The sequence below is a fragment of the Enterococcus sp. DIV1059_2 genome (genome assembly GCF_051713685.1).
Lineage (GTDB): Bacteria > Bacillota > Bacilli > Lactobacillales > Enterococcaceae > Enterococcus_D > Enterococcus_D casseliflavus.
Genome location: NZ_JBIOQK010000001.1, coordinates 1,878,872 through 1,901,598, shown reverse-complemented (window position 1 = coordinate 1,901,598; position 22,727 = coordinate 1,878,872). Strand labels below are relative to the sequence as shown.

Sequence of the window (22,727 nt, the reverse complement as noted above, 5' to 3'; positions counted from 1 at the left end):
TCATCGGCAGAGATGGTTTTTTCTATCAATTGCCATCCTTTACAGCAATCATTTTTATTGGTCCTGCAAGGTGTCATCGGTTTTTTTACGCAATCGCGGAATCTCTTTCACATTCATTAAATCTAAAAAGAAAGTGAACAATGGGATCCCGATGATCAAGCCCCACAAGCCAAAGAGATGTTCGCTAAGATACAGGAGAATAAACGTGTAAAACATCGGGATCTCTGTTTTATTAGCCATCAAGCGGGGATTTAAGATATAGGATTCCAACGCATGAACAAACACTATGATTAATAAAATGTAGATCACGTCATTAAATCCGCCGATAGAATAGGCAATAAACGTCAATGGAATACACGAGATGATCACACCAGCTACAGGAATCAAGCTGAGAAAGAAAATCATCAACGCCAAACTCAACAGCTGCGGAAAGCCCATCACCGCTAAGGCGAAAACAGTGATCGCTGTATTGACTAAGGCGATCACCAACTGCGTCTCGATCACATTTCCGAAAGCCCGCGTAAACTTAGCTCCTAAATAGTAAACATCTTCAAAGAACCACGCCCCTCGCCCTTGCAAAAACAGCCGAGAAAACGCAACGGTCTTTTTGTTATCGATCATAAAGAAGAAGCTAAGCAGAAAGGAGATCAGCACAGTCAACGCCAACTCACCGAAATTATACAGATAATTGATCACGACTAGAACGCCGCTTTGTAATTTCTGGATGTATTCGCTGGTCTGCAATAAATTCAAGACATATTCGATCAATTCATTTTTGGAGTCTGTCCGTTGGTAGAAATCAGCAACGGAATTGACTAATTGGACGGATTGTTTGATGATGATGGGTACATAATTTGTTGCTACTAAATAAAGAATAAAAACAATCAAGCTGTAAGTCAGGATGCTCGTAAGCTTGATGGGCAGATGGCTTTTTCGATGGAGCAAAAGAACCAGCCGATAAATCAGATACGTAAAGATAAAGGTCAGCAAAAGAATGGTCATCAGACTGCGAAACAAAAAAAGAATGCCCGCAAGCATAAACAGGACAGTCCAGCGCCGCAACACAAGATTTTGAAGAAAAGCATTATAGTATTTCATCTGTAACTCCTTTATTCGTTGCAATGGAGCAACGAAGCATTTCAGTAGTGCCTAAGAATTATCTAATCATTAAACTATGCAAATAGCAAGAGATTTTATTTTTCTTAATCGAGCGAAAAAATGAAACAAAAAATCCTTAGAAGAATCGTTGCCTTTCTTCTAAGGAAAAGAGTTATTGGTAAACGGTCTTTCCTTCGTTTACGGGTAAAACCGAGTTGATGGACAATAAAAAGAAGCTGGCAGCCAACAGATCAGCACTGCCGCCTGGAGACACATTTTCTGACTGGCAGAAGGCTGCTAGTGCATGAAATGCTGGGTTCGGCAACGCTTGCTGATTGGCTTTTTGTGCGAGTTGCTGAACCAGTGCCAGTACCTCTTGATTGCTGCGGTATAAAATACACGTATCGTCCAGCGTAGCGATGATCGCCAACAGCATGTGGAGCCTTTTTTTGGTCTCATTGGAACAATCCCGAGAAAAATAATCTGCTAGAGCGATTTGAACATGAGGGAACCCAGCAGCAGCTTCCCCATACGCACCGAGATGTCCATATTTGGCTTGAACCGTTTTGCCATGACTTTCTGTTTGTTGAATCAGCGCGCGATCAGGAAATGCAGTGAGAAGCTGGATGTCAGAAAAGACTTCTGGTAAAAAAATCCGCTGTTTGCGACTAAGTTGGCTACTGACGGCGCTGATGAGCAAGCCTAATGCCCAGATGGCTCCTTTATGAGTGTTGATGCCACCAGTGGCTGCCAACATCGCCTGTTCTGCCTTCCGACCGATTGCAGCGATTGCTTCCCGCAACTCTTGAGACATGCTGCTTCCCCAAGACACCAAGGCCATTTCTTCAAAGTATGGCGTCAATGCTCGAGCTGATCGTAGAAAGAGTGCTTGATCCATATCGTGATGGGCACCTGAATCAATGGCATCCACTAACCCAGGTTTTGGGGACAATGTCACTTCTGCAATCAAGGCTTCTTCTACCAATTGGGCGAGTCGTCGACAATTTTCTTCTACAGCTAATGCAAACATCCAACTCCTCCTCTAGTTTTTGATTTGACCTTTGATCGTTACCCATAAAACATGCAAAACATAGCTTGTTAAAAAACCACAGCTGGCAGTTGCCAAATAAGCGACGATGATCATGATGCCCATTGGCAGTTGCAGCAACAAATCTTTGAAGCCTAGCAACAAGACTTGAAAGACAAAAACATTGGCAAGATAGGTTCGATACGCATAAGTAGACAGCCACTTAAACGTCCCTAACTGTGGGGCATTGTTTTTGATCATGGTTGATCCAAACATAAAGACTGCAAAAATCAATACTAAGCTATATAAGCTTTGCAATGTATTTAAATACGGTGCATGAGCGAAACTTAGATCACCTGCATAATGTAGCAGATGATTGGCAGATAATAGCCCTAATGCTAAGCCCACTGGCAAGAAAGCGTAGCGAATCTTGTATAGGAAGCGATAGACGGTTTCGTGATAAATCAAAGCGGCCTCGCCATAGATCCCGTAGATCACAAAGCTAAAGACAAACCGATCCAATAAATACCAGCTTTCATGATGCGGTCCTTCAAAAACTTGGCGATCATAAAACACATACCAAACGACATACAAAGCAGTTGCGACGATCAATACTGGCCAAACAGCTTTTTTCTTCGTCAACACTTTGTAGCCTAACCAGACAAAAAACGGCATCAACAATTGGATCTGCAGCATCATGATCGTATACCATAAGTGTGGCGCCGCATCCCCCGTCGCATATTTCAGTAAAAACGTTGCTGTGTCAGTATAAGGTTTTCCTTGTTGGACAGCGGGAAACAGCCATAAATAAGCCGTCGTCCAAAGCACATATGGCACGACAAGTTCAAAAAACTTTTCTTTCAAAAATTCTAGATAAGACAGATGTTGACTAGTCTTAACCATGTTATAAACAATAGCAAAAATAAACAGGGGTGCGGTAAATTTCACCAAGACATAAAAGGTACCGATGAATGCTGCAGTCTTTTCATCTTGGGTATTGGATAAGGCAAAAGTCAAAATCGTTTGCATCATTACTGCTGTCACGGCAAATACTTTTTGGAAATCACTGATGTTGATTTTTAAATCGTTGTTCTCAAACATGTTTTTCGCTCACTTTTCTAATAATTACCAAATCTCAGTGGTGAGTTTTGGCCCTTCGTCTGTTTTTACTAAGATTTTTTTTGATGGATGTTCCAAATACTCCTTTAAGGCAAACCCGCCTTGTTTTGTGATAACTTGAACATCGATCTGTTGAAAAAAGGCTGCCTGCTTTTCCAATAGTTCCAGTGGCAGCTTTTCTTTCGTGTCGGCATAAAGCAACAGATCTAAATCACTGGTCGGCTTGATTGCTGCCTGTTTTGCAGCCAATTCAAAACCCAAGCTGCCACCGATTCCCCAAGAATAGTGCTTCAATAAAAGCCGTGCTTGTTGATAGCTGCGGTAAACTGGATAATTGGCTACTTCATTGAATCGAAAGCTCTCACGAGTGATCAATTCCCAAGGATGGATCGTTCGTTTGATCATGTTGCAGGGTGCCTCAAAGGCAAACCGTTCTTGCCGCTTTTCCCCGCGCAACCCCACTGGTAAATAGCTGGGGTTACGGGGTTTCCCACGACGGACGGTCGCAAAAAGCTGTTCTTTTTCAGAAAACCATTTGGGAATATCAATCATATCAAGAACTTCTTTATCTAATTGAACGATATCGTGGGCACGGTTCATTCGTTACTCATTCCATTCTGCATTCATTTTTTCAAATACGTTATTCGTTTCCAGCCGGCCGCTCTTTTTAGCGATCGGATTGGTGTAGCGACTGGTCAACATCGTGTCATTCGTTTTACGCACATCATCAATCGCCTCATTGATCGCTTCAATTACAGTCGCTTTGCTTTCAGAGGTGACAGACTGATCCGTAATGGAGGATAAGAAAGTGAAGATTGCCCCAAGTTTCGTATAATTTTTGATATCATAAGCAATACTTGGTACTTTTTCCGCCGCGGCTTCAATCGCTGCAATCGACCGTTTGGTGACTCGACTTGCACTTTCTTTTGACATTGCTTGAACAGTGATCTTTTCACTATTTAATGCGATCAGACGACTTGATTGCAAGCCATGCGCTAAGAAAGCCCCAGAGATCGCATTACCAGCGATAAAACCGATCACTGGATGACCCGCTTGGCGTAGTTTGGCATAAGCTGCCGCACTATTTGCTAAAGCTGCATGAATACCAATCAATTCTTCATTATAGCCATACGCTTGGCTAGGGACATCGATGACCGCAACGATTGGCCGTTTGATTGCTTTCTCTTTGTCTTCGTGATAAACAGTTTCTAACAGATGGCCCATCTCGTACCCTTCGACTAAACCAACTTCTCCATTGCGTACCCGATACATCGGATTATTTGGGTTTGGCACGATCGCTGTAACAACGACTTCTTCAGTAAAAAGGTCAGATGCAGCTGCATAGACTGTTGCACTAGTTGAGGTTGGGAACTGCAGATTCGTCAATGCTGAAAACCAATGATAACCGATACTGTCAGCAGCAGCTTCTTGGCCTTCTGTTACAGTAATAGGTGCCACTTCAGTTGCTTTATGCGTTGCAAGAGCCTTATTGTATGCCTCGATAGTCAGCGGCTTTGATAGATCAAGTTCGTTTAAAAGAGAAAGATAAAAACCACTTTTTTCGCTGCGATGACTGTCTTTCTTTTCAACCATCGCCGCAATCACAGCTTCTTGGATCGATTCGACACTGTCAGCCACTAGTTCATCGATCATTTGTGCTTCCAAACGTTGTTTGGCGCCAATGGTATTCCAAATCAAATCTTTATCACTGGAATCAAATTCTCTCACGCCAGCTTCTTGTTCGATGACTTCAGGACCGTTCAAACCGATACGGGCTTTCTTCGTCGCTATCAAGTAGCTCATAAGTGCTGAGGTAATCGACATACCGCCAAAAGAACCCACCCGACCTGGCACTAAGCCAATCACTGGCACATACGATTTTATTGCAACGATCAAATTGCCGATTTCTGCGATCGACAATAAGCCGTAATTCGCTTCTTGGAGGCGTACCCCACCAGTATCAAGGATGATGATCGGTGTGATCGGATTGCCCTTTTGGTTTTCTTCCAACACATGCGTCAATGCAGCGATGATTTTAGCACCAGAAACTTCACCGATACCGCCACCTTGGAATTTTCCTTCCATAGCGATCACGACCACGTTTTCTCCAGAAATCGTTCCACGACACACAACGATCCCATCATCGCTTTGTGGCACGATGTCTTGAGCCACCAGATTGGGTGCGATCATTTGGTCGAATGGATCGATCAATTCACGACCGCTCTTGGCATCCAATAAGGCGTGCACCCGTTCTCGAGCATTTAATTCTACAAAACTATTCTTCATCTGCTAGTTCCTCCATTGCTTGGGTTAATCGTAGGTAAACCACACCGGGAGTGGCGCCAAAGTCGTTGATCACTATTTGTGCACTGATTGGATAGCGCTCAAAAAAACGCGTCAAGACATTTTGCCACACATCGCCAAAGCCGTCACTTCCTGTACAAACTGAAACGGTGGTTTCTTGTTTGTCTGTTGGAAAAAGCAGAATTTCCAAGTCACCAGAACCCACCACGCCAACATGGACTTTTTTGGTGACTGGTTTCGTTGTTTGATACGTATAAGCTAATTTTTCCATCTCTTCTTCTCTCCTCTTGCTCTTATTAAGACCACGTTCTGAATTTCATTGGCGGTTCGTACAACCCATCGGACCATTCGATCAAATCATCAACGGTTTGAGCTGCTAGCAATGATCGTTTGGCATCACTGCGTTTGATCCCTAAGTCTTCTGGTAATTTCACGATCCCCGCTTTGCGCAAGGCATCCAGAGAAGCTTTTGTGCTGGTCATTCCTAGTGGAGTTACACCGCCGATGGCTGCGATGGCTGCTTGTTTTTCCTCTTTTGAGTTTGCTTTATAAAGATAAGCGATGCCTTCTTCTGTCACGATATGCGTCGTATCTTCGCTATAGATCATAATTGGGGCATTGGCTAAACCAGCTTGCTTTTGGACAGCCAACGCATCTAACGTTTCTACAAAAACAGGTTTTTTATTGGACCCATACGTTTCAACCATTTGAACGACTAATTTTTGTCCTTTTGCTAAAGGATCTGTTTCATCCCGCAAGGATTGCCAAGCTGGAGTCGAATGCCGACGGCCCCCCGGATTATGCCCCATATTTGGTGCACCACCAAACCCAGATAAGCGGCCTTTCGTCACTGTAGAAGAATTTCCATGATAATCTAGTTGTAAGGTCGAACCGATAAACATATCGATGGCATATTGACCTGCAGTTTGTGATAATGCTCGATTGCTGCGCATCGTGCCGTCTTTTCCGACAAAGAATACATCGGGTCGAGCGGCAATATATTTTTCCATACCAACTTCCCCACCAAAACTGTGGATGCTTTCGACCCAACCAGATTCGATAGCTGGAATCATCGTTGGATGAGGATTCAAGACCCAGTTTTTCGCTACTTTTCCTTTGATTCCAAGCGTTTCTCCATAGGTTGGTAAAAGTAACTCGATCGCAGCGGTATTAAAACCGATCCCATGATTCAACGATTGTACTTCATGTTCTGCATAGATTCCTTTTAATGCCATCATCGCCATCAAAATTTGTAATTCCGTAATGTTCTGTGGATCTCTCGTAAAGAGGGCTTCTAATTGATACGGTTGGTCTGCTACCACGACGACATCGATCCAATCGCTGGGAATGTCGACCCGCGGCAAACGATCGACCACTTCATTAACTTGGACGATCACAATCCCATCTTTAAAGGCTGCTGCTTCGACGATCGTTGGCGTTTCTTCCGTATTGTAACCTGTATAAAGATTTCCTTGGCGATCGGCTTTGTCCGCCGCCACAAGGACCACATTCGGAATCAAGTCGATAAATAAGCGACCATATAATTCCAAATACGTATGAATGTCCCCTAATTTCATAGTTTTGTCTTCAATCATTTGGGCAACGCGCGTACTTTGTGCGCCTGCATAAGAAAAATCGATTTTCGCTGCAATGCCTTTTTCAAATATCGTCAAATGTTCTGGACGGGAGATACTCGACATGATCATATGCAAATTATTGACTTTTTGAGCATCGACTTGTTCTAAGCTTTTTGATAGGAAGCTTGCTTGTTTTTGATTGTCGCCTTCAAGGACCACTTTGTCTCCCGGACGGATCAACTGTTCTAAGACTTCAATGATCGCTTCCGTTGGGACATATTTTCCATCGAGAAGATGCTCGATTTTTTTCATGGTTTGGGCCTTCTTTTCACGTTTACTTGCCCAGTTTCTTGCAGGTTTTTCCATTCTATTCATCTCCATTTTTGATATAGGAATAAAGCATCATCCAAGCCATGTTGATCCAAATTGATCACACGGATCGCATTGTTTTCACCAAATTTTGCTTGGATCAGTTTTGTTAGGGTATTGCCAGGAGGAAATTCAAGAGCCAAATCAAGTCCTGCTTCGTAGGCAACATCCATGATCTTGTTCCACTGCACCGGATAAGCAATATTTTGCAGCAAATCTCGACGGATCTCTTCAGGGTTCATGGTCATCCGACCATCCGTATTTTTGAGGTAGGGACAGATAGGCACATCAAGGAATACCGTGTTCATAAATGGCGCAAACCGTTTCACGGGTTCTGCCATCAACACACAATGGGACGGGACAGGCACTGCTAAAAGTTTGGCGGTTTGCGCATGATAATCTTTCGCTTGAGCTAGCGTCTTGCGCAAGCCTTTGATATGACCAGAGATCGTATGCTGCATGGGGCAATTTTCATTTGATAAATAGACGGGAGCAGCAGGATCAAATGTTTTTGCCACGAGCGCTTCTGCTTCACTTCTCGTTACACCAACCAGTACCCCCATGGCATAATCAGTCGGATAGGCTTCTTTCATCAATGTCGCCCGATGATAGACCAAGCTAGCGGCATTTTCGAAACTCAAGCTTTCACAAGCTAACGCAGCGGAAAAAGCGCCAATCGAATGCCCCGCCACAAGCTGAGGTTGCACACCAGATGCTTTCATCTGGTCCGTGTAAAAAGCCGCTTTTACTAAAAGCGCCAACTGAATAGAGACGGTATCTTGTTTGAGATCCCCCGATACAGGGTGTAAATCAAAGCCTGTCGCCTGTTCTAGCCGATGGAAATAACTGGCAGGCACGTCCTCAAGCATCTTGCTGGTCTGACTGCCTTGTCCTGGGTATAAGAAACCTGTACTCATGAAACACCTCCTAAACAATTTCTCTTTCCTGTGTCATAATAACGGAAGTTTGTTATAATAAAAAATACCAGTTTCGTGAATATCCATAACCAAAAGGTATGGAAAGAGGAGTATCTGATGAACCTTGATCATTTACGCTACTTTAAAAAAGTAGCCGAATCGAAAAATATTACCCAATCTGCACAAGAATTATACATCTCACAACCTGCCTTGAGCCGTGCCATGAAACACCTAGAAAGTGAACTAGGCGTTCCTTTGTTCTATCATGCCGGTCGGCATATCGAGTTGACGATGTATGCTGAAGAATTTTATCCCTATGTCGTTGAGACGTTAGCACGTTTCGACGAAGGAATGAGTGCGATCCAAGCCTTAAATGGAGAAATGGTCCCTGCAGTGACGATTTACTCTGAAGTCGCTTCTGTTTCCTTGCCCAACTTGGTGGCGACATTCGTTGAAAAGCACCCTGAGATCCAACTTTCGATCAAGCAGCACGGCAGTAAGGAGACCAACAAAGAACAAGCATTCTACATTACCTCTGAGCCAAAGAACGGCTTGACCAATCTGCCAATATTCACGGAACCCATCTTACTGGCGATCCCCAAAAAGCATCCCTTGGCAGAAAAAAAAGACTTGCAAGTTGCCGATATCCAACACGTGCCTTTGCTGATGCTGGTTGAAAACAGCCCGCTGCGTAGAACCATCGACGAAGCTTTTGAAGCAAAAAAAATCAGTTTGGCTATCGGTTCAACGACGGACGATCCGGCGACGTTGCGCTCCCTCATCAATCAAGGACTAGGAATCACGTTCTTTCCTAAAATTACTTGGGGCTATGAAGATGAGGCACCTTTCGTTTTACGTGAACTAGCAGATTTCCCCTTATCAAGGACGATCTATTTAGCATCAAGCTTTACTAAAGGTCATCCCATGACAAAACTAATTGCAAAAACGTTGATTGAATTTTATCTTGGCTAAACAAAAAGAAGCGTCCATTCGCACGTTAGCTGTGCAAGTGGACGCTTCTTTTTTCTCTCCTATTTACAAAGGTTGAATCATCGGCTCGACCGTACATTCATTCACATTGATCACTTCGATCTCTTTTGACTCGCCACACTATTGGCTGCCCCAGTCAGGTGAGACCCCATAAGATTTGTTACATGCCTTCCAGTACGGCTGCCTTATCATCGCTTATGCATCAGGCAATTGATCGTATTCTTCATCACTAACTGCTTCTAACCATTCTGAAGCACCAGCAGTAATCGCGACATGGGCAAACCAACTATTTTTTGATGCACCATGCCAATGTTTGACCCCTTCCTTGATGACTACGACATCACCAACAGTAAGTTTTTGCGGTTTCTTGCCTGCTTCTTGGTACCAGCCTTCTCCTGAAGTCACCAACAACAATTGATACCCACCATCAATATGCCGATGCCAATTGTTGCGGCAACCTGGTTCAAAAGTCACATTGCCAACGTTGACTGGAATCGCTGGATCAGCTACTAAAGGATTCAAGTAACTCTGACCGCTAAAATATTGTGCATAGGCGTCATTTGTGTTCCCTAATGAAAAGATTCCAGCTTCTTTTGCTGCATCGAGTTCTGACATTTATTTTTCCTCCAATTCAGCTAGCTCTTCTTGATAAACCGTTTTGGCGATGTTAAAAGCAGACCAAGCTTTGGGCCAGCCAACATAGAAAGCCAGATGAGTGATTACTTCTGCAATTTCCTCTACAGTGATCCCGTTTTCCTTGCCAATCGTCAGATGGGCAGTCAATTGTTCAAAATTGCCACCCGAAATCAAGGCAGATATCGTTAATAAACTTCTTGTATGAGGAGCCAATTCTTCCTCACGTGACCAAACTTCACCAAATAACACATCATCATTTAATTGCGCAAATTTCGGCGCAAATGTCCCTAGATTATCTCTTCCTGCAGTTTGTTTCTTTACCATATCGATCGACTCCTTCTTCTATTGTGATAAAATGCTGGCTCACCCAATTTTGAATGGCAGTATCCGCCTTATTCACTCGTGACCCACGGATGGCTAATCCAGGATAAATGAGGGCTTCAGGACAAGTTTTTTTAAAGTCTTCTAGGCTATTGCCGAATCCTGAGCCTTCATGAGTACAAAAGGGAAAAATAATCTTCCCATCGAAATGATGGTCTTTTAAAAAACTCGCCACGATCATCGGATAGGTCCCCCACCAGTTGGGAAATCCAACAAATAGTATCCGTTCTTTAAAAAACGCAGACGGTACTGTTTGATAGCGGGGAAAATCATTAGCAGCTTTTTCTTTTTTTGCATGTTCGACCATCGCCCGATAACTTTCAGGATAAGGTTCCACAGGGTCAAGAGTATAAAGGGGGCATTGCAGCTGCTCTGACAGCTTCTCTGCTAGAATCTGCGTATTTCCTATGCCCAGTTTTTTGAGCTGTCCCTCAATCAGATTTTCACCAGCTCGTGAACAAACAAGTATTGCCGCCATTGTGTCACCTCCTACTCTTTGTTTCCTGATAGATTTAATGGTAAGCCAATCGAGTTGGATTGGCTAATGCTTTTTCACACAAGACCTTATGCTTACAAAGCATAGCTGGTTTCGATATACAAAAAAGAAGAGGATATCACCGCTTCTTTTGATGTTTACACTGAGATTATTGAAAGGAATCGCGAAATCGTCGAATAAACTCGATAACGACCGGCGACAGTACACGATTCTTTTTCCAAACCAATACACAGCTGGTCTCGATTTGTGGTACTAAAGGCAGAAACTTGATTGCCTCATTCCTTCGCTGACCAACAGCGCCACTAACAGTCAGTGCCGAACCAACATGGTTTTCTACTAAGGAAAAGACATTGAATATTAAATTGTAGGTACCCACGATCGGCAACTCTTCCACTGGTGTCTTCGACCATTGGCTGAACATTTGCTGTACTTCTGGACGCTTGGAGATCAATAAAGGCACACCTTTGATGTCTTCGGGTGTAATTTCTTCTTTATGCGCAAGAAAAGAATCAGCCGAAGTCAAAAAGCCCCATGTTTCTTTTCGTGGAAGAACGATTTTTTCATACTTCTCGATTTCAATCGGTTCGATCAAGATCGCTAGATCCAACAAGCCTTTCTCTAGACGATCGCTGATATCATCTCCGGTACCACTATGAATATGAAAGCGAACATCCGGATAATCATTGATAAATTCTTCCAACATCAAGGAAAGCGTATCGGAATTATCTGCTTCCACACAACCAATCGTGAAGTGACCGCTAAATAAATGTTTTTTACGATCTTCAAACGCTTGCATTGTCTGGTCTGTCAAACTCAAAATCTCTTCCGCACGGCTTTTAAAAAAACGCCCCGCTTCCGTTAAAACCATTTTACGATTATCACGAGTGAATAGTGCCGTCCCTAACTCGTCTTCTAATTCTTTTAATTGTCGACTCAATGTCGGTTGTGTGATGTGGAGCACTTCTGCAGCTTGAGAAATCGTCCCTTCCTCCGCAATCGTGTAGAAATATTTTAATAACCGAATTTCCACAAAATCTCCTCCTCATTTTTTTCTTTTGCATTCAAGGTGTTCGAAACAAAAGAGAACCTCCCTCTCTAGTCTCCTTTTCAAGTCTTATGATAACAAAGAATCACTGTTCCAGCGAATCTAGCTAAAAAAGCGTAGGAAATTGCAGAATTGTAAAAAGATTCGTCAACAACATGTAAAAACTGTTCGCTTAAACGAACAGTTTTGTCAGCTGCTTGCTTTTTACGGCTTTTGGCGTAGGATGTATGAGTATCTTGGTATGAGTCCTCATACAATGATTTGGAGGAATATGATGTTAAATTTATCAATTCTTTTATTTTGTGTAGCGATCGCTTTACTCGGACTTGGAGGATTCATCTTTAGAGTGCGTGCGTTGCTGAACAAACGTCCGTGGAATGGTCCTGTATTGCCATTGTCGGTTATTGGTGTGATTCTTTCCATCGTCTCTTTGGTCATGATCTACCTTTCTTATCCGAAATAACAGAATTGTAGTCAACCTAGAACGAATAAATCGGAAAAACTGACTATTCTCGGGAATAAGTAGGAGCTTTTGCTTCTAATCCATCAGCGCATCCCCAAATGATTCATAAATCAACTGCATTAGTTTACCATAATTATATTATGATTATTTCGGTTTGTGGTACATCATGAACATGTAGCCAATTGAGAAACGGCTACTAAACTTGAATTTTGCTAATATCCTAGTTCATCGAGCCAATTCAACAGATTCGGTTCAGCCTCTTCAACACTTCCCGCTCTTGCTGCAAAGCCTTCAAGAAAGTCATACGCTGGATACAACGTTTGAAGTTCGTTTTGACTATTGGTCAGTCCACTTCCCCCATGGGTTGCAAAAGGAATGATTTGTTTATCCGTAAGATCATAGGTTTCAAGAAATGTTAAAACGGCTCTTGGGGCACGGTTCCACCAAACGGGAAAGCCGATAAAGAGAACATCCACTTCAGTCATTTCGGCAACGTCAGTCATCAACGTTGGTCGGGCATCTTCTTCCACCTCTCTAGTCGCAAAAGCTGTATGTTCATCGTAAACGTTAGGGTAACCTACTTCTGTTTGAATCGAGAACAACGCACCGCCGGTCTGTTCAGCAATCATTTCTGCTATCACCTGGACATCTCCTACTAAGGTGTCATCGATTACATTAAAACTACTTCCAGAAACTGCTTCGACTGCTGGTTCATGCTCTAAATTTTCTGGTCTTGTGAAGTAGGCGATCAAAATATCGGCATCCCCATCAATCCCTGTTTCTCTCATTTGTTGCGTAATGGTGTCACTAGTACTTGTTTCTGTTGTACCAATGTCTGGCTCGTCATTCATTGAATCACTGCTGCATCCTGCTAGAAAAAGCATTGTCAGAAAAAGTCCTTTTGTCCATTTGTTCATTGAATTGCTCCTTTCTTTTCCCATCAAAATGGTAGTTCCAGTATAATTCTTGAAGTGGACTTTAAGGCAAGGCTCTTGAGCAAACCTTCCTCTATTTTTTACATCTTTCTCACAACTTCCTCACAAAAAAATTTCCTTCCCAGCATACTGAAAAAAGCCGTAAACAAAGCTTTGTTTTACGACTTTTTCATTTAGTTATCGATTTTTCTCAAATTAGCAGCGACAAAATGATTTGTTCCTACCTGAACCCAATCCGGGTCCGCTGTTTCTTCTGTTTTAAATGTGGTGAAATCAAAGACATTGTTTTCCTTACTGTAAAAGTCATCAGGCGCTGTTTTCTTGTTTCGAATGTCGGTTCTTAAAAATGCAGCAAGTAAGCGCCTTGTGTACGGATGGTAAGCATTTTTAAATATCTCATTGATTGGGGCACTCTCGACGATTTTTCCCCCATGCATCACGATCACATCATCGGCCATTTTACTAATGACACCCAAATCATGGGTAATAAATAAAATACTTGTATCCAGCTTGTCTTTTAACTCATTCATTAACTTAAGGATTTCTGCTTGGATGATCACATCGAGTGCGGTAGTCGGTTCATCGGCAATCAATAGCTTCGGATTGCAGGCTAATGCCATTGCGATCATTACCCGCTGACTCATTCCTCCAGATAACTGATGAGGATATTGCTTGGCTACTCGTTTAGGATCTGTGATCTTGACAGCTTCTAACAGCTCATATGCCCGTAAAGTCGCCGTCTTATTGTCGACGTGCTGATGAAGTTTCAAGGCTTCTGTCAGTTGTGCTTTGATTGGAAATACTGGATTCAAACTTGTCATAGGCTCTTGAAAGATCATTGAAATATCATTTCCACGAATTTTTAAAAGCTCTTTTTTGCTTAATTCGAGGATATTTTTTCCATCAAAACGGATCTGGCCTTCCGCTATATACTGATTTCGCTGAAAAAGTTGAAGGATCGACATGGCTGTTTGACTTTTGCCACTCCCACTTTCTCCAACGATTCCTAATGTTTTCCCTCTTTTTAATGAAAAAGTAACGCCTTTGACAGCTTTGACAGTGCCCCGTTTCGTATCAAAATACGTATGCAGATTATCAACTTCTAGTAAATCCATCTGGACCTCCTTTTGATTTTTCCCATTAAATCAATCGTATCATGCTTATGGTTCGATTGATTGACTCATCAACCATGTTTCAATTTCTATGTTCTAAAAAAACTATTTTCGCGTACACTTCACAAAATGATTCGGCTCGACTTCTACCCAATCTGGATCAGCATCCGTTTCTTTTGAATAGTTGAATGCCAAATCAGGATGGGTTTCATCAAGAGCCCATGGGCGATACTCTTCGTCTAGCGTTGGAATGGCATTTAATAATTGCCGTGTGTACGGATGGATCGGGTTAGAAAAAATCGTCTCAGCTGAAGCTAATTCTACAAGATGCCCAAAATACATCACACCGATCCGATCAGAAATAAATTTTACGACTCCAAGATCATGGGTGATAAACAAGTAAGTCAAATTGAGTTCTTCCCGCAAATCATGAAGCAAATTGATGATCTGTGACTGAATCGAAACATCTAACGCTGAAACAGCTTCATCGCAAACAATGAATTTGGGCTTTAAAGCTAAGGCACGAGCAATCCCGATTCGTTGTCGTTGTCCGCCAGAAAATTGATGCGGATAGCGATGAATAAATTCTTTCTTTAACCCGCATTTTTCCATGATATCAAGAATATAGGTTTCATAGTATGGGTCCTTTTTACTAGCAAAAAATTTGTGTATCAACAAACCTTCTCCAATAATATCACCCACTGTTAACCGTGGATCTAGTGAGGAGTAAGGGTCCTGAAAGATAATTTGCAGGTCTTTTCGTAAAACTCTTGATTCCTTTTGAGTCAAAGCAGCTAGATCGATGCCAGAATCAAGCTGCTCTTCATAGTATGAAAATTCTTTTTTGTTCATGACATCTTTTTTTAGTTGTGCGACTTGCTTATCAATAGCTGCTAAGTCATTTTGTTGTTCAGCGATCGTTTTTTCCAAATTTATGAGCTCTGATTGATCCACTGCCCCATTCATTGCTTGTTTTTGCTGATTAAATGTTAACGCTCGCTTACTAGCGGCGACTTTTGCTGCAGCTTCGTAACGAGACGAAAGAAGCTTACTGACCTTTTGTAGATCATCATGCAAAATCAAGCCTCCGACTAATCGTAGGGTATTGCCATATTCATTTTCAAAAGCGATTTTCTTTAGACGCAACCGTTCCGTTGTTACTTCTACATCAGCAGCTGAATCGGTAGCGAGTTTTGATTCGATCGACTGGAGCTCATTGACAGAATCAGTAAACTGTTTCATCTGTTGTGGCAGTTGTTGATAGACTTTTTTTACGTAACGAGGCATGAAATCTTCGATCGTCTCTCCATAGTAAAGGGTCGAGCCTCCGGTTTGTCGTTGGAGCTGAATAATCGTGCGTCCAAAGGTCGATTTTCCACAGCCACTTTCACCGACGATGCCTAATGTTTCTCCTTCATATATATCGATCGTAAGATCTTTATTTGCTTTCACATAGTCTTTTCCCACCCCAAAAAAGTTTTTCTTCTTCACAGGAAAATACTTTTGTAGATTCTTGACGCGCATGATCGTGTCCATAACTGCTTACCTCTCTCTCATCTTCGGATCGATGGCATCTCGGATTCCGTCACCGATCAAATTGAAGGATAAAATGGTCAACATGATCGCGATCCCTGGATAAATCGTCAGGTAGGGATGTGTTCGGATATAGCCTCGTCCAAAATTTAACATCGTTCCCCATTCCGCAACGGAAGCCTCCATACCTAAGCCAATAAATCCTAAGCCAACAGCAGATAAAATTGCTGTGGCAACGCCCATTGATGAATGCACAATGACTGGTGAAAGGATATTTGGCAAGATGTGTTTAAAAATCAGCAATCCATTATTTGCGCCCAGCGCTTTTCCAGCTTCAATAAATTGCTTCTCTTTGACCGCCATCACACTTGCCCGAATAATACGAGCAAAAATGGGGATATTCGCCAACCCGATCGCCAAGATCATGTTCGGCAGACTGGATCCCAAAGAAGCCACGATGGCGATTGCCAACAAAATGGAAGGGATGGATAGTAAAATGTCACAAAAACGCATAATCAGCGTATCGATCCACCCTCTGAAATAACCGGATAAGACACCTAAGATGCCACCAAAAAAGAGTGCCAGTAACACCGCACAAACGCCTACAGTCAGCGATATTCTCGTGCCGTAAATCAAACGAGACAATACGTCACGTCCCAAGTCATCTGTCCCAAACCAATGAGAACGACTTGGAAATTGCAATGCATTGGCTAGATTTTGCTCCCTCATACCATAGGGAGCTATAAAGTCTGCAAAAATCGCAGTAATCGTCAGTAACGTGATAAATAGTAACCCAAACATTGCTCGGCGATTTGCTTTTAAGGAAAGCCAAATCTCTTGTTTCGATCCTTCTGGTACGCCTGCAAGTGCTTGCGTTTTCGCTATGGCCTTTTTTCTAGAAAACATGAGTTCCTCCCTTAATCATATGAGGTTTTAATTCGCGGATCGATATATGCATAGAGAATATCGACACATAGATTAACCATCGTAAAAATAAATGCAATAAATAAAACGCCGCCTTGGACGATCATTGTGTCTCTTGTACGGATCGCATTCACCATCAATGTCCCGATCCCATTGATACTAAAAACAGTCTCGGTCAATACAGCCCCACCTAATAAAGCTCCAAACTGCAAACCAATGACTGTCACTACGGGAATCAAGGCATTTCTTAAGGCATGATGGAACGTCACCTTTGAACCATTTACTCCTTTGGCTTTTGCCGTACGAATATAATCTTGGTCTAAAACGTCCATCATACTCGACCTTGTGATCCGGGCGATCGTGCCAATTGATGAGGAAGCCAATGCAAATACTGGCATGATCATTTGCTGCCAAGTATCAAAACCAGATGCTGGCAACCAGCCCAGGGTAGAAGTAAAAAGAATAATTAAAAGGAGTGCCTGCCAAAAGGTTGGCATAGAAACCCCAACTAGTGAAAGAAACATCACGAAATTATCAACCTTGGAATAAGGTCTCGAAGCAGAGATCACTCCCAGTGGAATACCAATCAGCGAGGCAAATAACACACTCCATACTGATAATTTGATTGTGTTGGGCAAACGGACTAGGATTTCATCCATGACCACCCGGCCAGAAACATACGATCTCCCAAGATCAAATTCGACAACAACATTTTTTATATAATGAAAAAATTGTTCGATAAAACTACGGTCAAGCCCCATTTGCACACGCATGGCCTCATATTGTTCAGGAGTCGCTCCTTCCCCCAACACCATCGTTACAGGGTCTCCGGGTGATAGATACATAATCGTAAATACAATAAAAGAGACGCCTAGCAGGATAGGAAACAACCACAGAATTCGTTTTACAATATATTGGAACATCTATTCATCTCCTCAAAATAAAGAGCCATTGCGGCTCTTTATTTTATACTCTCAATCCAATTTAGTTTTTTGACACCGTATCTAAGAAGTAACTTCCAGTTGGATGATGTTCGAACCCTTGCACCCAGTTGCGGATACCTGAAACATTTTCTCTGGTTTGTAAGTAAACCCATGGCATCTCATCATTGATAATCTCTTGCGCCTCGTGATAATAGGCCAAGCGTTCCTCTTGGTCAGAAGTGCTACGAGCTGCATCAAGTAATTCATCTACCCGTTCATTATGATAGAACGTACGATTTCCAGCTTCGCCAAAGCTACTTGAATGGAACAGTGGATACAATCCATAGTCAGCATCTGTTGTGATCGTTGTCCAACCTAGTAAGAACATATCTGGTTCACCAGCTGCTGCAGCATCTAAAAATGCTCCCCACTCCATTTGGTTGACCTCAACAGTGATACCTAATTCTTCTAAAGCAGCGGAAACAACCTGCGAGACACGGATTCGTTCTTGATTGTTATCACCGACATACAACGAAAGGGAGAACCCGCCATCTGGATAACCAGCTTCTGCTAATAGTTCTTTTGCTAATTCAACGTCATAAGGAGTAGCTTCCAAGTTTTCATTATATCCAAAAACCAATTCATTGATCGGTCCACTCATTTGAGTCCCGATCCCCATATGAACCGTTTGGATAATCGATTCGACATCGATAGCATGGGCAATCGCGCGACGTACCCCTACTTCTTGCAATGGTGTATCATTTCGAACGTTGAAACCTAAGTATTCCGTTCCTAAATTTTCTGTCGCTAATAAAGTCAATTCATCGTTTTCTTCAACCTTTTCATTATCAGAAGGAGCGATGTCATAAACAATATCGACGGTTCCTGACTCTAGTTCAATCAAACGAACACTTGAATCTGTAATTGTCCGAAACTCAATTCTTTCCATTCCCGCTGGCTCATCCCAGTGATCGTCAAATCGATCTAACGTCACGTGACTACCAGTTGCCCATTCAACAAATTCAAAGGGACCCGTTCCCACAACGCTGCTGATACCATAATCTTCACCAGCTTCTTCCACAGCTTTCTCACTCAAAATTCCAACCGCAGGATGTGCTAAATGAGTCAAGAAAGGCCCGAAGGCACCATTTGTCCCGATATGGATCGTATGATCATCGATCACTTCGATCGTATCAGGATCGATCGAACCAATGATATGACTGATCGAAGGTGAGTCAACCGCCCGTCGAAGGGTGTAGGCAACATCAGAAGCTGTCATCGCTTCCCCATTATGAAAGACAACATCTTCTCGCAACTTGAATTCATAAAGGTTCTCTTCAATTTCTTCCCACTCTGTTGCTAACCCTGGCACTAACTCAAGATCGTTCGTCTGTTTGATCAGTGTTTCGTAAATCTGTCTTGCTACCCTGGTAGTTGCTTGGTCGTTCGTTTGATGGATATCTAATGTCACTGGATCCGCACCTGATGCGACCACTAATACATTAGGATCAGAACTAGCTCCCCCTGACACATTCCCTCCCGAACTATCTGTTGGGTCTTGGCCTCCACTACCACAAGCACCTAATACCATCAGACTTGTTAACAATACGAGAGCCCAGCTTGTTTTCCTTTTTTTCATGTTATCCTCCATTTCGTCCCCTGTAACTTAAGGATTTTTTTTTGCGCTCTTCTTCATACCAGCAAATATAGAAATTAGACGCATTGGTGTGTAACTTGGATCGAAAACACATACGCTCGTCCTGTTTTCTATCAACTAACTATAAAAAATTTGCTCATAATGAAGAAGCTTTTATCTGAATGATGAAAATTTTCAGATAATAACAAACTTTAGCTTGAAAATGTGATAGATTTGTGATGAACACCTAAGAAAATTGTCATTTTTTTAGAATAAAATGAAGAATTGCGATTTATTATCATTAATTTGACTTTTTCTTATAAGAACCCATTCAGTTAACAACTACTAATTCTTCTTTTTGTTTCATTTGATTGAAAGTGTGACAACGATTCTGTACTAGGAATTTTGAGTCTCTAAATTTTATTGTTCTCAAATATAAACGTCATATGTCATTATGTGATAAACTATTTTTGAATAAAGATGGGAGTGATTGAATGAACATTTTCTTCAGACCACCAAAAGAAGATGATATCGATCAAATCATGCAGATTGAAAATGCAGGATTTACAGCTGATGAAACAGCATCCAAAACATCGATGATGGATCGAATACATACAATAAGTGACAGTTTTATTGTTGCTATAAATGAAAAGGATTGTCCGATTGGCTACGTTGTAGGGCCCATTATTTCTAAACGTTATCTCTCTGACGATCTCTTTGAAAGTACTTGTCCTAATCAGCCTTTTGGTGGCTACCAAAGTATTCTGAGCTTAGCTGTCGCTCCTGATTATAGAAACTGTCAGATTGGTAGTAAACTACTGTCAGCCCTCGAAGAACAATGTCGTCTTCAAAACAGAAAAGGAATCACCTTAACTTGTTTAAAATCATTGATTCCATATTACAAAAAGCATGGCTATCAACTAGAAGGGCTGTCAGATTCCCAACATGCAAATGTTGCTTGGTATAATATGGTGCTGGAATTGGACGATTCGCCTAGTGAATTCTAATAAAAACTGCATACTAAATGAAACGCCATTCAAAAGTAAGATATTTAGTCTAACTTTTGAATGGCGTTTCATCTCAAATTAATATTATTTAGGAATTTTTCTAAAACTTACTCTGATTTTTCTTGCTAACTTTTCATCCGTCAACGCTTTTTTAGTATTTGAAAGCAACATAACTCTTGATTCAGTGGGATCCATAATATATTTTCTCTCCCACTGATCTTGATCTGGACCATCGCCAATGATGCGAATGTAAGACAACAGACTTTTGATCATCTCTTTTGTCAATGTTAGGTTGGTATAGCCATCATTTTCATAAAAATCATACCATGTATCACTAGGATTTTCCTTCAGTATTTGAATTAGTTGATGGATTTCTTCTAATGCATCGAAAACTTTTACAAATACAAAGACCATTTCTTCCCGATCAATCATCTGATAAGCGTCTAACAAATGGAGCAGTGCTTTTAATGTTTTACATTGAACGGCTACTGAGAGGTAAATATCATTAAAAAAGCGAGCATTTTGTGCATGTTTATCCTGAAGGGATAATGTAATCTGCTGGCATCTCAGCAATAGATTCTCCCAGGCTGCTATCTTTTCTCCTACCATAGAGAAAATTTCTGTGACTTGCTCCTTGTTTTTCCGATCACCCGTCAACCATTCTATCCTCGGAATTTTTGTTTCTTGCTTGAGCCAGGATTGAATAATTTTTCGAATCAAATAACAGGCAAACTCGTCCCCAGCGGTTTGATCCTCATGTGTTCCATAGCGAATAATCGCTTCAAAGTAAGCTTCATAGACAGCTTGGATCTCTTCTTGCTGATTTTGATAATATTGTGTTACATGCTCTGAAATTATCTCTTGATTGGTTCGTAACTGATAATCTGCTCGCCAGAAATTCGCTATTTCTTGTAAGAACAAAATATGCGGTTTTATGTTGCCTGTATTGACTAAGACAAACTTATCCATCTTGACTTCTCTAACCGCCATTAACTCTCTAGAAACAAATTCTGGGCTATTAGGCAAGATCGTCAAAAAATTAGATGCTTGTAAATCATGAAAGGCAACGTGATAATAGATTCCTCTTGATTGATTTGGTTTTGATGTGTTTGTTAACACTTCATCTCGTGGATCGTGATTTTCTTGTCTACGAGAAACCATTTTGCCATAACCATTATCCGCCCAAATCTCAATCACATCATCTGGAAGCTCAAGTAAGCCAAGATTAAATAATTCCGTCATCTCCCCATAAATGTTCATTGAGCATACTGCATGAGGATCGACTTCTTTAACCATATGATATTGCAGATGAACGATTTCGTTGATCACTGCTGCTTTTTCCGCTGCTGACCACTGTCGATCAAGATCTTCTACCCAAAAAGGACAATCCCCTTGTCCGCGAAAACCAAGTGTGTAGATAACCTTGGTACCTTTTTGCTCGTGTAGGGCTTTTTTCCATAATTCCTGAAACAATGCAAAATGTTCCTCGTATGAAGCCTTCAAACCAGGATACCTTCTAGCAAACATCTCAGCGCCTAGTGGCTCGGCATGATGATGTGTATAGATCAACCCCATCGCTTGCGCACTTTCTCGATGTCTATCACTGTTCTTATCTGTTCCAGGGATGATGACATTTCCGCCTAAACGTAACAATGTTTCATAAATACGTTCCCATACATATTCATTTGAACCATTATCTTCCCATTGATCCAGCAGCAACTCATCATTGACGAACCAGCCCCGATAGTCCGTTGCAAAATCAGGCAATGTTAAGTCAAAACCTGTCCATTCAATAAATGGCTTTTTTATTGGGGGAATCTCCATGAAATACCAAAAGGGTTGAACACCTAAAATTTTATGAGAGATTTCAAGAACCCCATACATTAATCCTAACTGTGTTTCAGCACACACTTTTACTTTATCAGGCGATACGAAAAGTATATGAAAAGCATCCGTTTCATTTTTTCCATCAAGTAAAACCAATTCAATTTCATTTGCCTTCCTCGTGTCTGTCACAACGGTTAAAATGTCACGCTGCAAGATCTTGCAAGCATGTCCAATCACTTCATTTTCCAGCTGTTTTGACGTGACAGAAGTATTTTTCGAAATGAAAAATGTTGTTTCCATGTAATCACCCGTTTCATCTGTATAGTTTATCATTTTATCTTCAATAAAGAACTTTCTACTATGTTGTAATAGACAATCGAATTGCTTATCAGCCATAAACCTCTCGTC

At 41.7% G+C, this 22,727-nt stretch carries 22 protein-coding genes; 3 read left to right on the top strand and 19 right to left on the bottom strand.

All coding sequences use genetic code 11. The features are described 5' to 3' along the window. Positions 1–54 precede the first annotated feature (54 nt). The 8 genes from IGI72_RS08805 to IGI72_RS08770 all read right to left on the bottom strand — a co-directional run bounded on the left by IGI72_RS08805 (position 55) and on the right by IGI72_RS08770 (position 8,411). On the bottom strand, positions 55–1,098 hold the full coding sequence (locus tag IGI72_RS08805) for an AI-2E family transporter (RefSeq protein ID WP_428215394.1): 1,044 nt from the start codon (positions 1,096–1,098) through the stop codon (positions 55–57). A gap of 172 nt (positions 1,099–1,270) precedes the next feature. Further along, complete coding sequence (locus IGI72_RS08800; protein WP_005231353.1) at positions 1,271–2,128, bottom strand: triphosphoribosyl-dephospho-CoA synthase; 858 nt, start codon at positions 2,126–2,128, stop codon at positions 1,271–1,273. A 12-nt stretch (positions 2,129–2,140) separates the two neighbouring features. Then, positions 2,141–3,226 carry an acyltransferase family protein gene (locus IGI72_RS08795; RefSeq protein WP_428215395.1) on the bottom strand — a complete coding sequence of 362 codons (1,086 nt, stop codon included), beginning with the start codon at positions 3,224–3,226 and terminating at the stop codon, positions 2,141–2,143. A 24-nt stretch (positions 3,227–3,250) separates the two neighbouring features. Beyond that, positions 3,251–3,844: a malonate decarboxylase holo-ACP synthase gene (locus IGI72_RS08790; RefSeq protein ID WP_016620112.1), complete on the bottom strand. Its 594-nt coding sequence runs from the start codon at positions 3,842–3,844 to the stop codon at positions 3,251–3,253. Between the two features lie 3 nt (positions 3,845–3,847). Then, positions 3,848–5,530 carry a biotin-independent malonate decarboxylase subunit beta gene (gene mdcD, locus IGI72_RS08785; RefSeq protein WP_428215396.1) on the bottom strand — a complete coding sequence of 561 codons (1,683 nt, stop codon included), beginning with the start codon at positions 5,528–5,530 and terminating at the stop codon, positions 3,848–3,850. After that, on the bottom strand, positions 5,520–5,819 hold the full coding sequence (locus tag IGI72_RS08780; RefSeq protein WP_005226050.1) for a malonate decarboxylase subunit delta: 300 nt from the start codon (positions 5,817–5,819) through the stop codon (positions 5,520–5,522). The genes mdcD and IGI72_RS08780 overlap by 11 nt, the downstream gene beginning before the upstream one ends. Positions 5,820–5,844: 25 nt before the next feature. Continuing rightward, complete coding sequence (gene mdcA, locus IGI72_RS08775) at positions 5,845–7,491, bottom strand: malonate decarboxylase subunit alpha (protein WP_086295359.1); 1,647 nt, start codon at positions 7,489–7,491, stop codon at positions 5,845–5,847. Positions 7,492–7,496: 5 nt separating this feature from the next. Next, the gene (locus IGI72_RS08770; RefSeq protein ID WP_005226048.1) at positions 7,497–8,411 is read right to left on the bottom strand and encodes an ACP S-malonyltransferase; all 915 of its coding nucleotides are present in this window, start codon (positions 8,409–8,411) and stop codon (positions 7,497–7,499) included. 117 nt (positions 8,412–8,528) lie between these two features. On the opposite strand from IGI72_RS08770, the gene IGI72_RS08765 reads away from it, so the two are divergent. After that, positions 8,529–9,383, top strand: a complete 855-nt coding sequence (locus tag IGI72_RS08765) for a LysR family transcriptional regulator (protein WP_010748320.1) — start codon at positions 8,529–8,531, stop codon at positions 9,381–9,383. A 213-nt stretch (positions 9,384–9,596) separates the two neighbouring features. On the opposite strand, the gene IGI72_RS08760 is transcribed toward IGI72_RS08765, so the two are convergent. The 4 genes from IGI72_RS08760 to IGI72_RS08745 form a co-directional block, all read right to left on the bottom strand. Beyond that, positions 9,597–10,016, bottom strand: a complete 420-nt coding sequence (locus IGI72_RS08760) for a cupin domain-containing protein (protein ID WP_086338231.1) — start codon at positions 10,014–10,016, stop codon at positions 9,597–9,599. Further along, entirely contained in the window at positions 10,017–10,361 is a 345-nt protein-coding gene (locus IGI72_RS08755; RefSeq protein WP_005226045.1) for a carboxymuconolactone decarboxylase family protein, read from the bottom strand. Then, the gene (locus IGI72_RS08750; protein WP_005226044.1) at positions 10,330–10,896 is read right to left on the bottom strand and encodes a flavodoxin; all 567 of its coding nucleotides are present in this window, start codon (positions 10,894–10,896) and stop codon (positions 10,330–10,332) included. The genes IGI72_RS08755 and IGI72_RS08750 overlap by 32 nt, the downstream gene beginning before the upstream one ends. A 166-nt stretch (positions 10,897–11,062) precedes the next feature. After that, positions 11,063–11,944, bottom strand: a complete 882-nt coding sequence (locus IGI72_RS08745; RefSeq protein WP_005226043.1) for a LysR family transcriptional regulator — start codon at positions 11,942–11,944, stop codon at positions 11,063–11,065. Positions 11,945–12,233: 289 nt separating this feature from the next. Here IGI72_RS08745 and IGI72_RS08740 point away from each other — a divergent pair, with 289 nt between their 5' ends. Then, positions 12,234–12,422, top strand: a complete 189-nt coding sequence (locus IGI72_RS08740; RefSeq protein WP_428214396.1) for a hypothetical protein — start codon at positions 12,234–12,236, stop codon at positions 12,420–12,422. Between the two features lie 212 nt (positions 12,423–12,634). On the opposite strand, the gene IGI72_RS08735 is transcribed toward IGI72_RS08740, so the two are convergent. The 6 genes from IGI72_RS08735 to IGI72_RS08710 all read right to left on the bottom strand — a co-directional run bounded on the left by IGI72_RS08735 (position 12,635) and on the right by IGI72_RS08710 (position 19,488). Beyond that, positions 12,635–13,339, bottom strand: a complete 705-nt coding sequence (locus tag IGI72_RS08735) for a flavodoxin (RefSeq protein WP_428214397.1) — start codon at positions 13,337–13,339, stop codon at positions 12,635–12,637. A 191-nt stretch (positions 13,340–13,530) separates the two neighbouring features. Continuing rightward, entirely contained in the window at positions 13,531–14,472 is a 942-nt protein-coding gene (locus IGI72_RS08730; RefSeq protein WP_438753858.1) for an ABC transporter ATP-binding protein, read from the bottom strand. A gap of 102 nt (positions 14,473–14,574) precedes the next feature. Then, entirely contained in the window at positions 14,575–16,005 is a 1,431-nt protein-coding gene (locus IGI72_RS08725) for an ATP-binding cassette domain-containing protein (protein ID WP_428214398.1), read from the bottom strand. Positions 16,006–16,011: 6 nt separating this feature from the next. Further along, positions 16,012–16,908, bottom strand: a complete 897-nt coding sequence (locus IGI72_RS08720) for an ABC transporter permease (protein WP_060791898.1) — start codon at positions 16,906–16,908, stop codon at positions 16,012–16,014. 11 nt (positions 16,909–16,919) lie between these two features. Then, a complete protein-coding gene (locus IGI72_RS08715; RefSeq protein ID WP_015509667.1) occupies positions 16,920–17,849 on the bottom strand; it encodes an ABC transporter permease in 930 nt (309 codons plus the stop codon). Positions 17,850–17,910: 61 nt separating this feature from the next. Continuing rightward, on the bottom strand, positions 17,911–19,488 hold the full coding sequence (locus IGI72_RS08710; protein WP_015509666.1) for an ABC transporter substrate-binding protein: 1,578 nt from the start codon (positions 19,486–19,488) through the stop codon (positions 17,911–17,913). 491 nt (positions 19,489–19,979) lie between these two features. On the opposite strand from IGI72_RS08710, the gene IGI72_RS08705 reads away from it, so the two are divergent. Beyond that, a complete protein-coding gene (locus IGI72_RS08705) occupies positions 19,980–20,492 on the top strand; it encodes a GNAT family N-acetyltransferase (protein WP_428214399.1) in 513 nt (170 codons plus the stop codon). Between the two features lie 84 nt (positions 20,493–20,576). Here the strand turns inward: IGI72_RS08705 and IGI72_RS08700 are convergent, their stop codons facing one another. Further along, positions 20,577–22,619 (bottom strand): glycosyl hydrolase 115 family protein, encoded by a 2,043-nt coding sequence (locus IGI72_RS08700; protein ID WP_428214622.1) that lies wholly within the window; start codon positions 22,617–22,619, stop codon positions 20,577–20,579. Between the last annotated feature and the right edge of the window lie 108 nt (positions 22,620–22,727).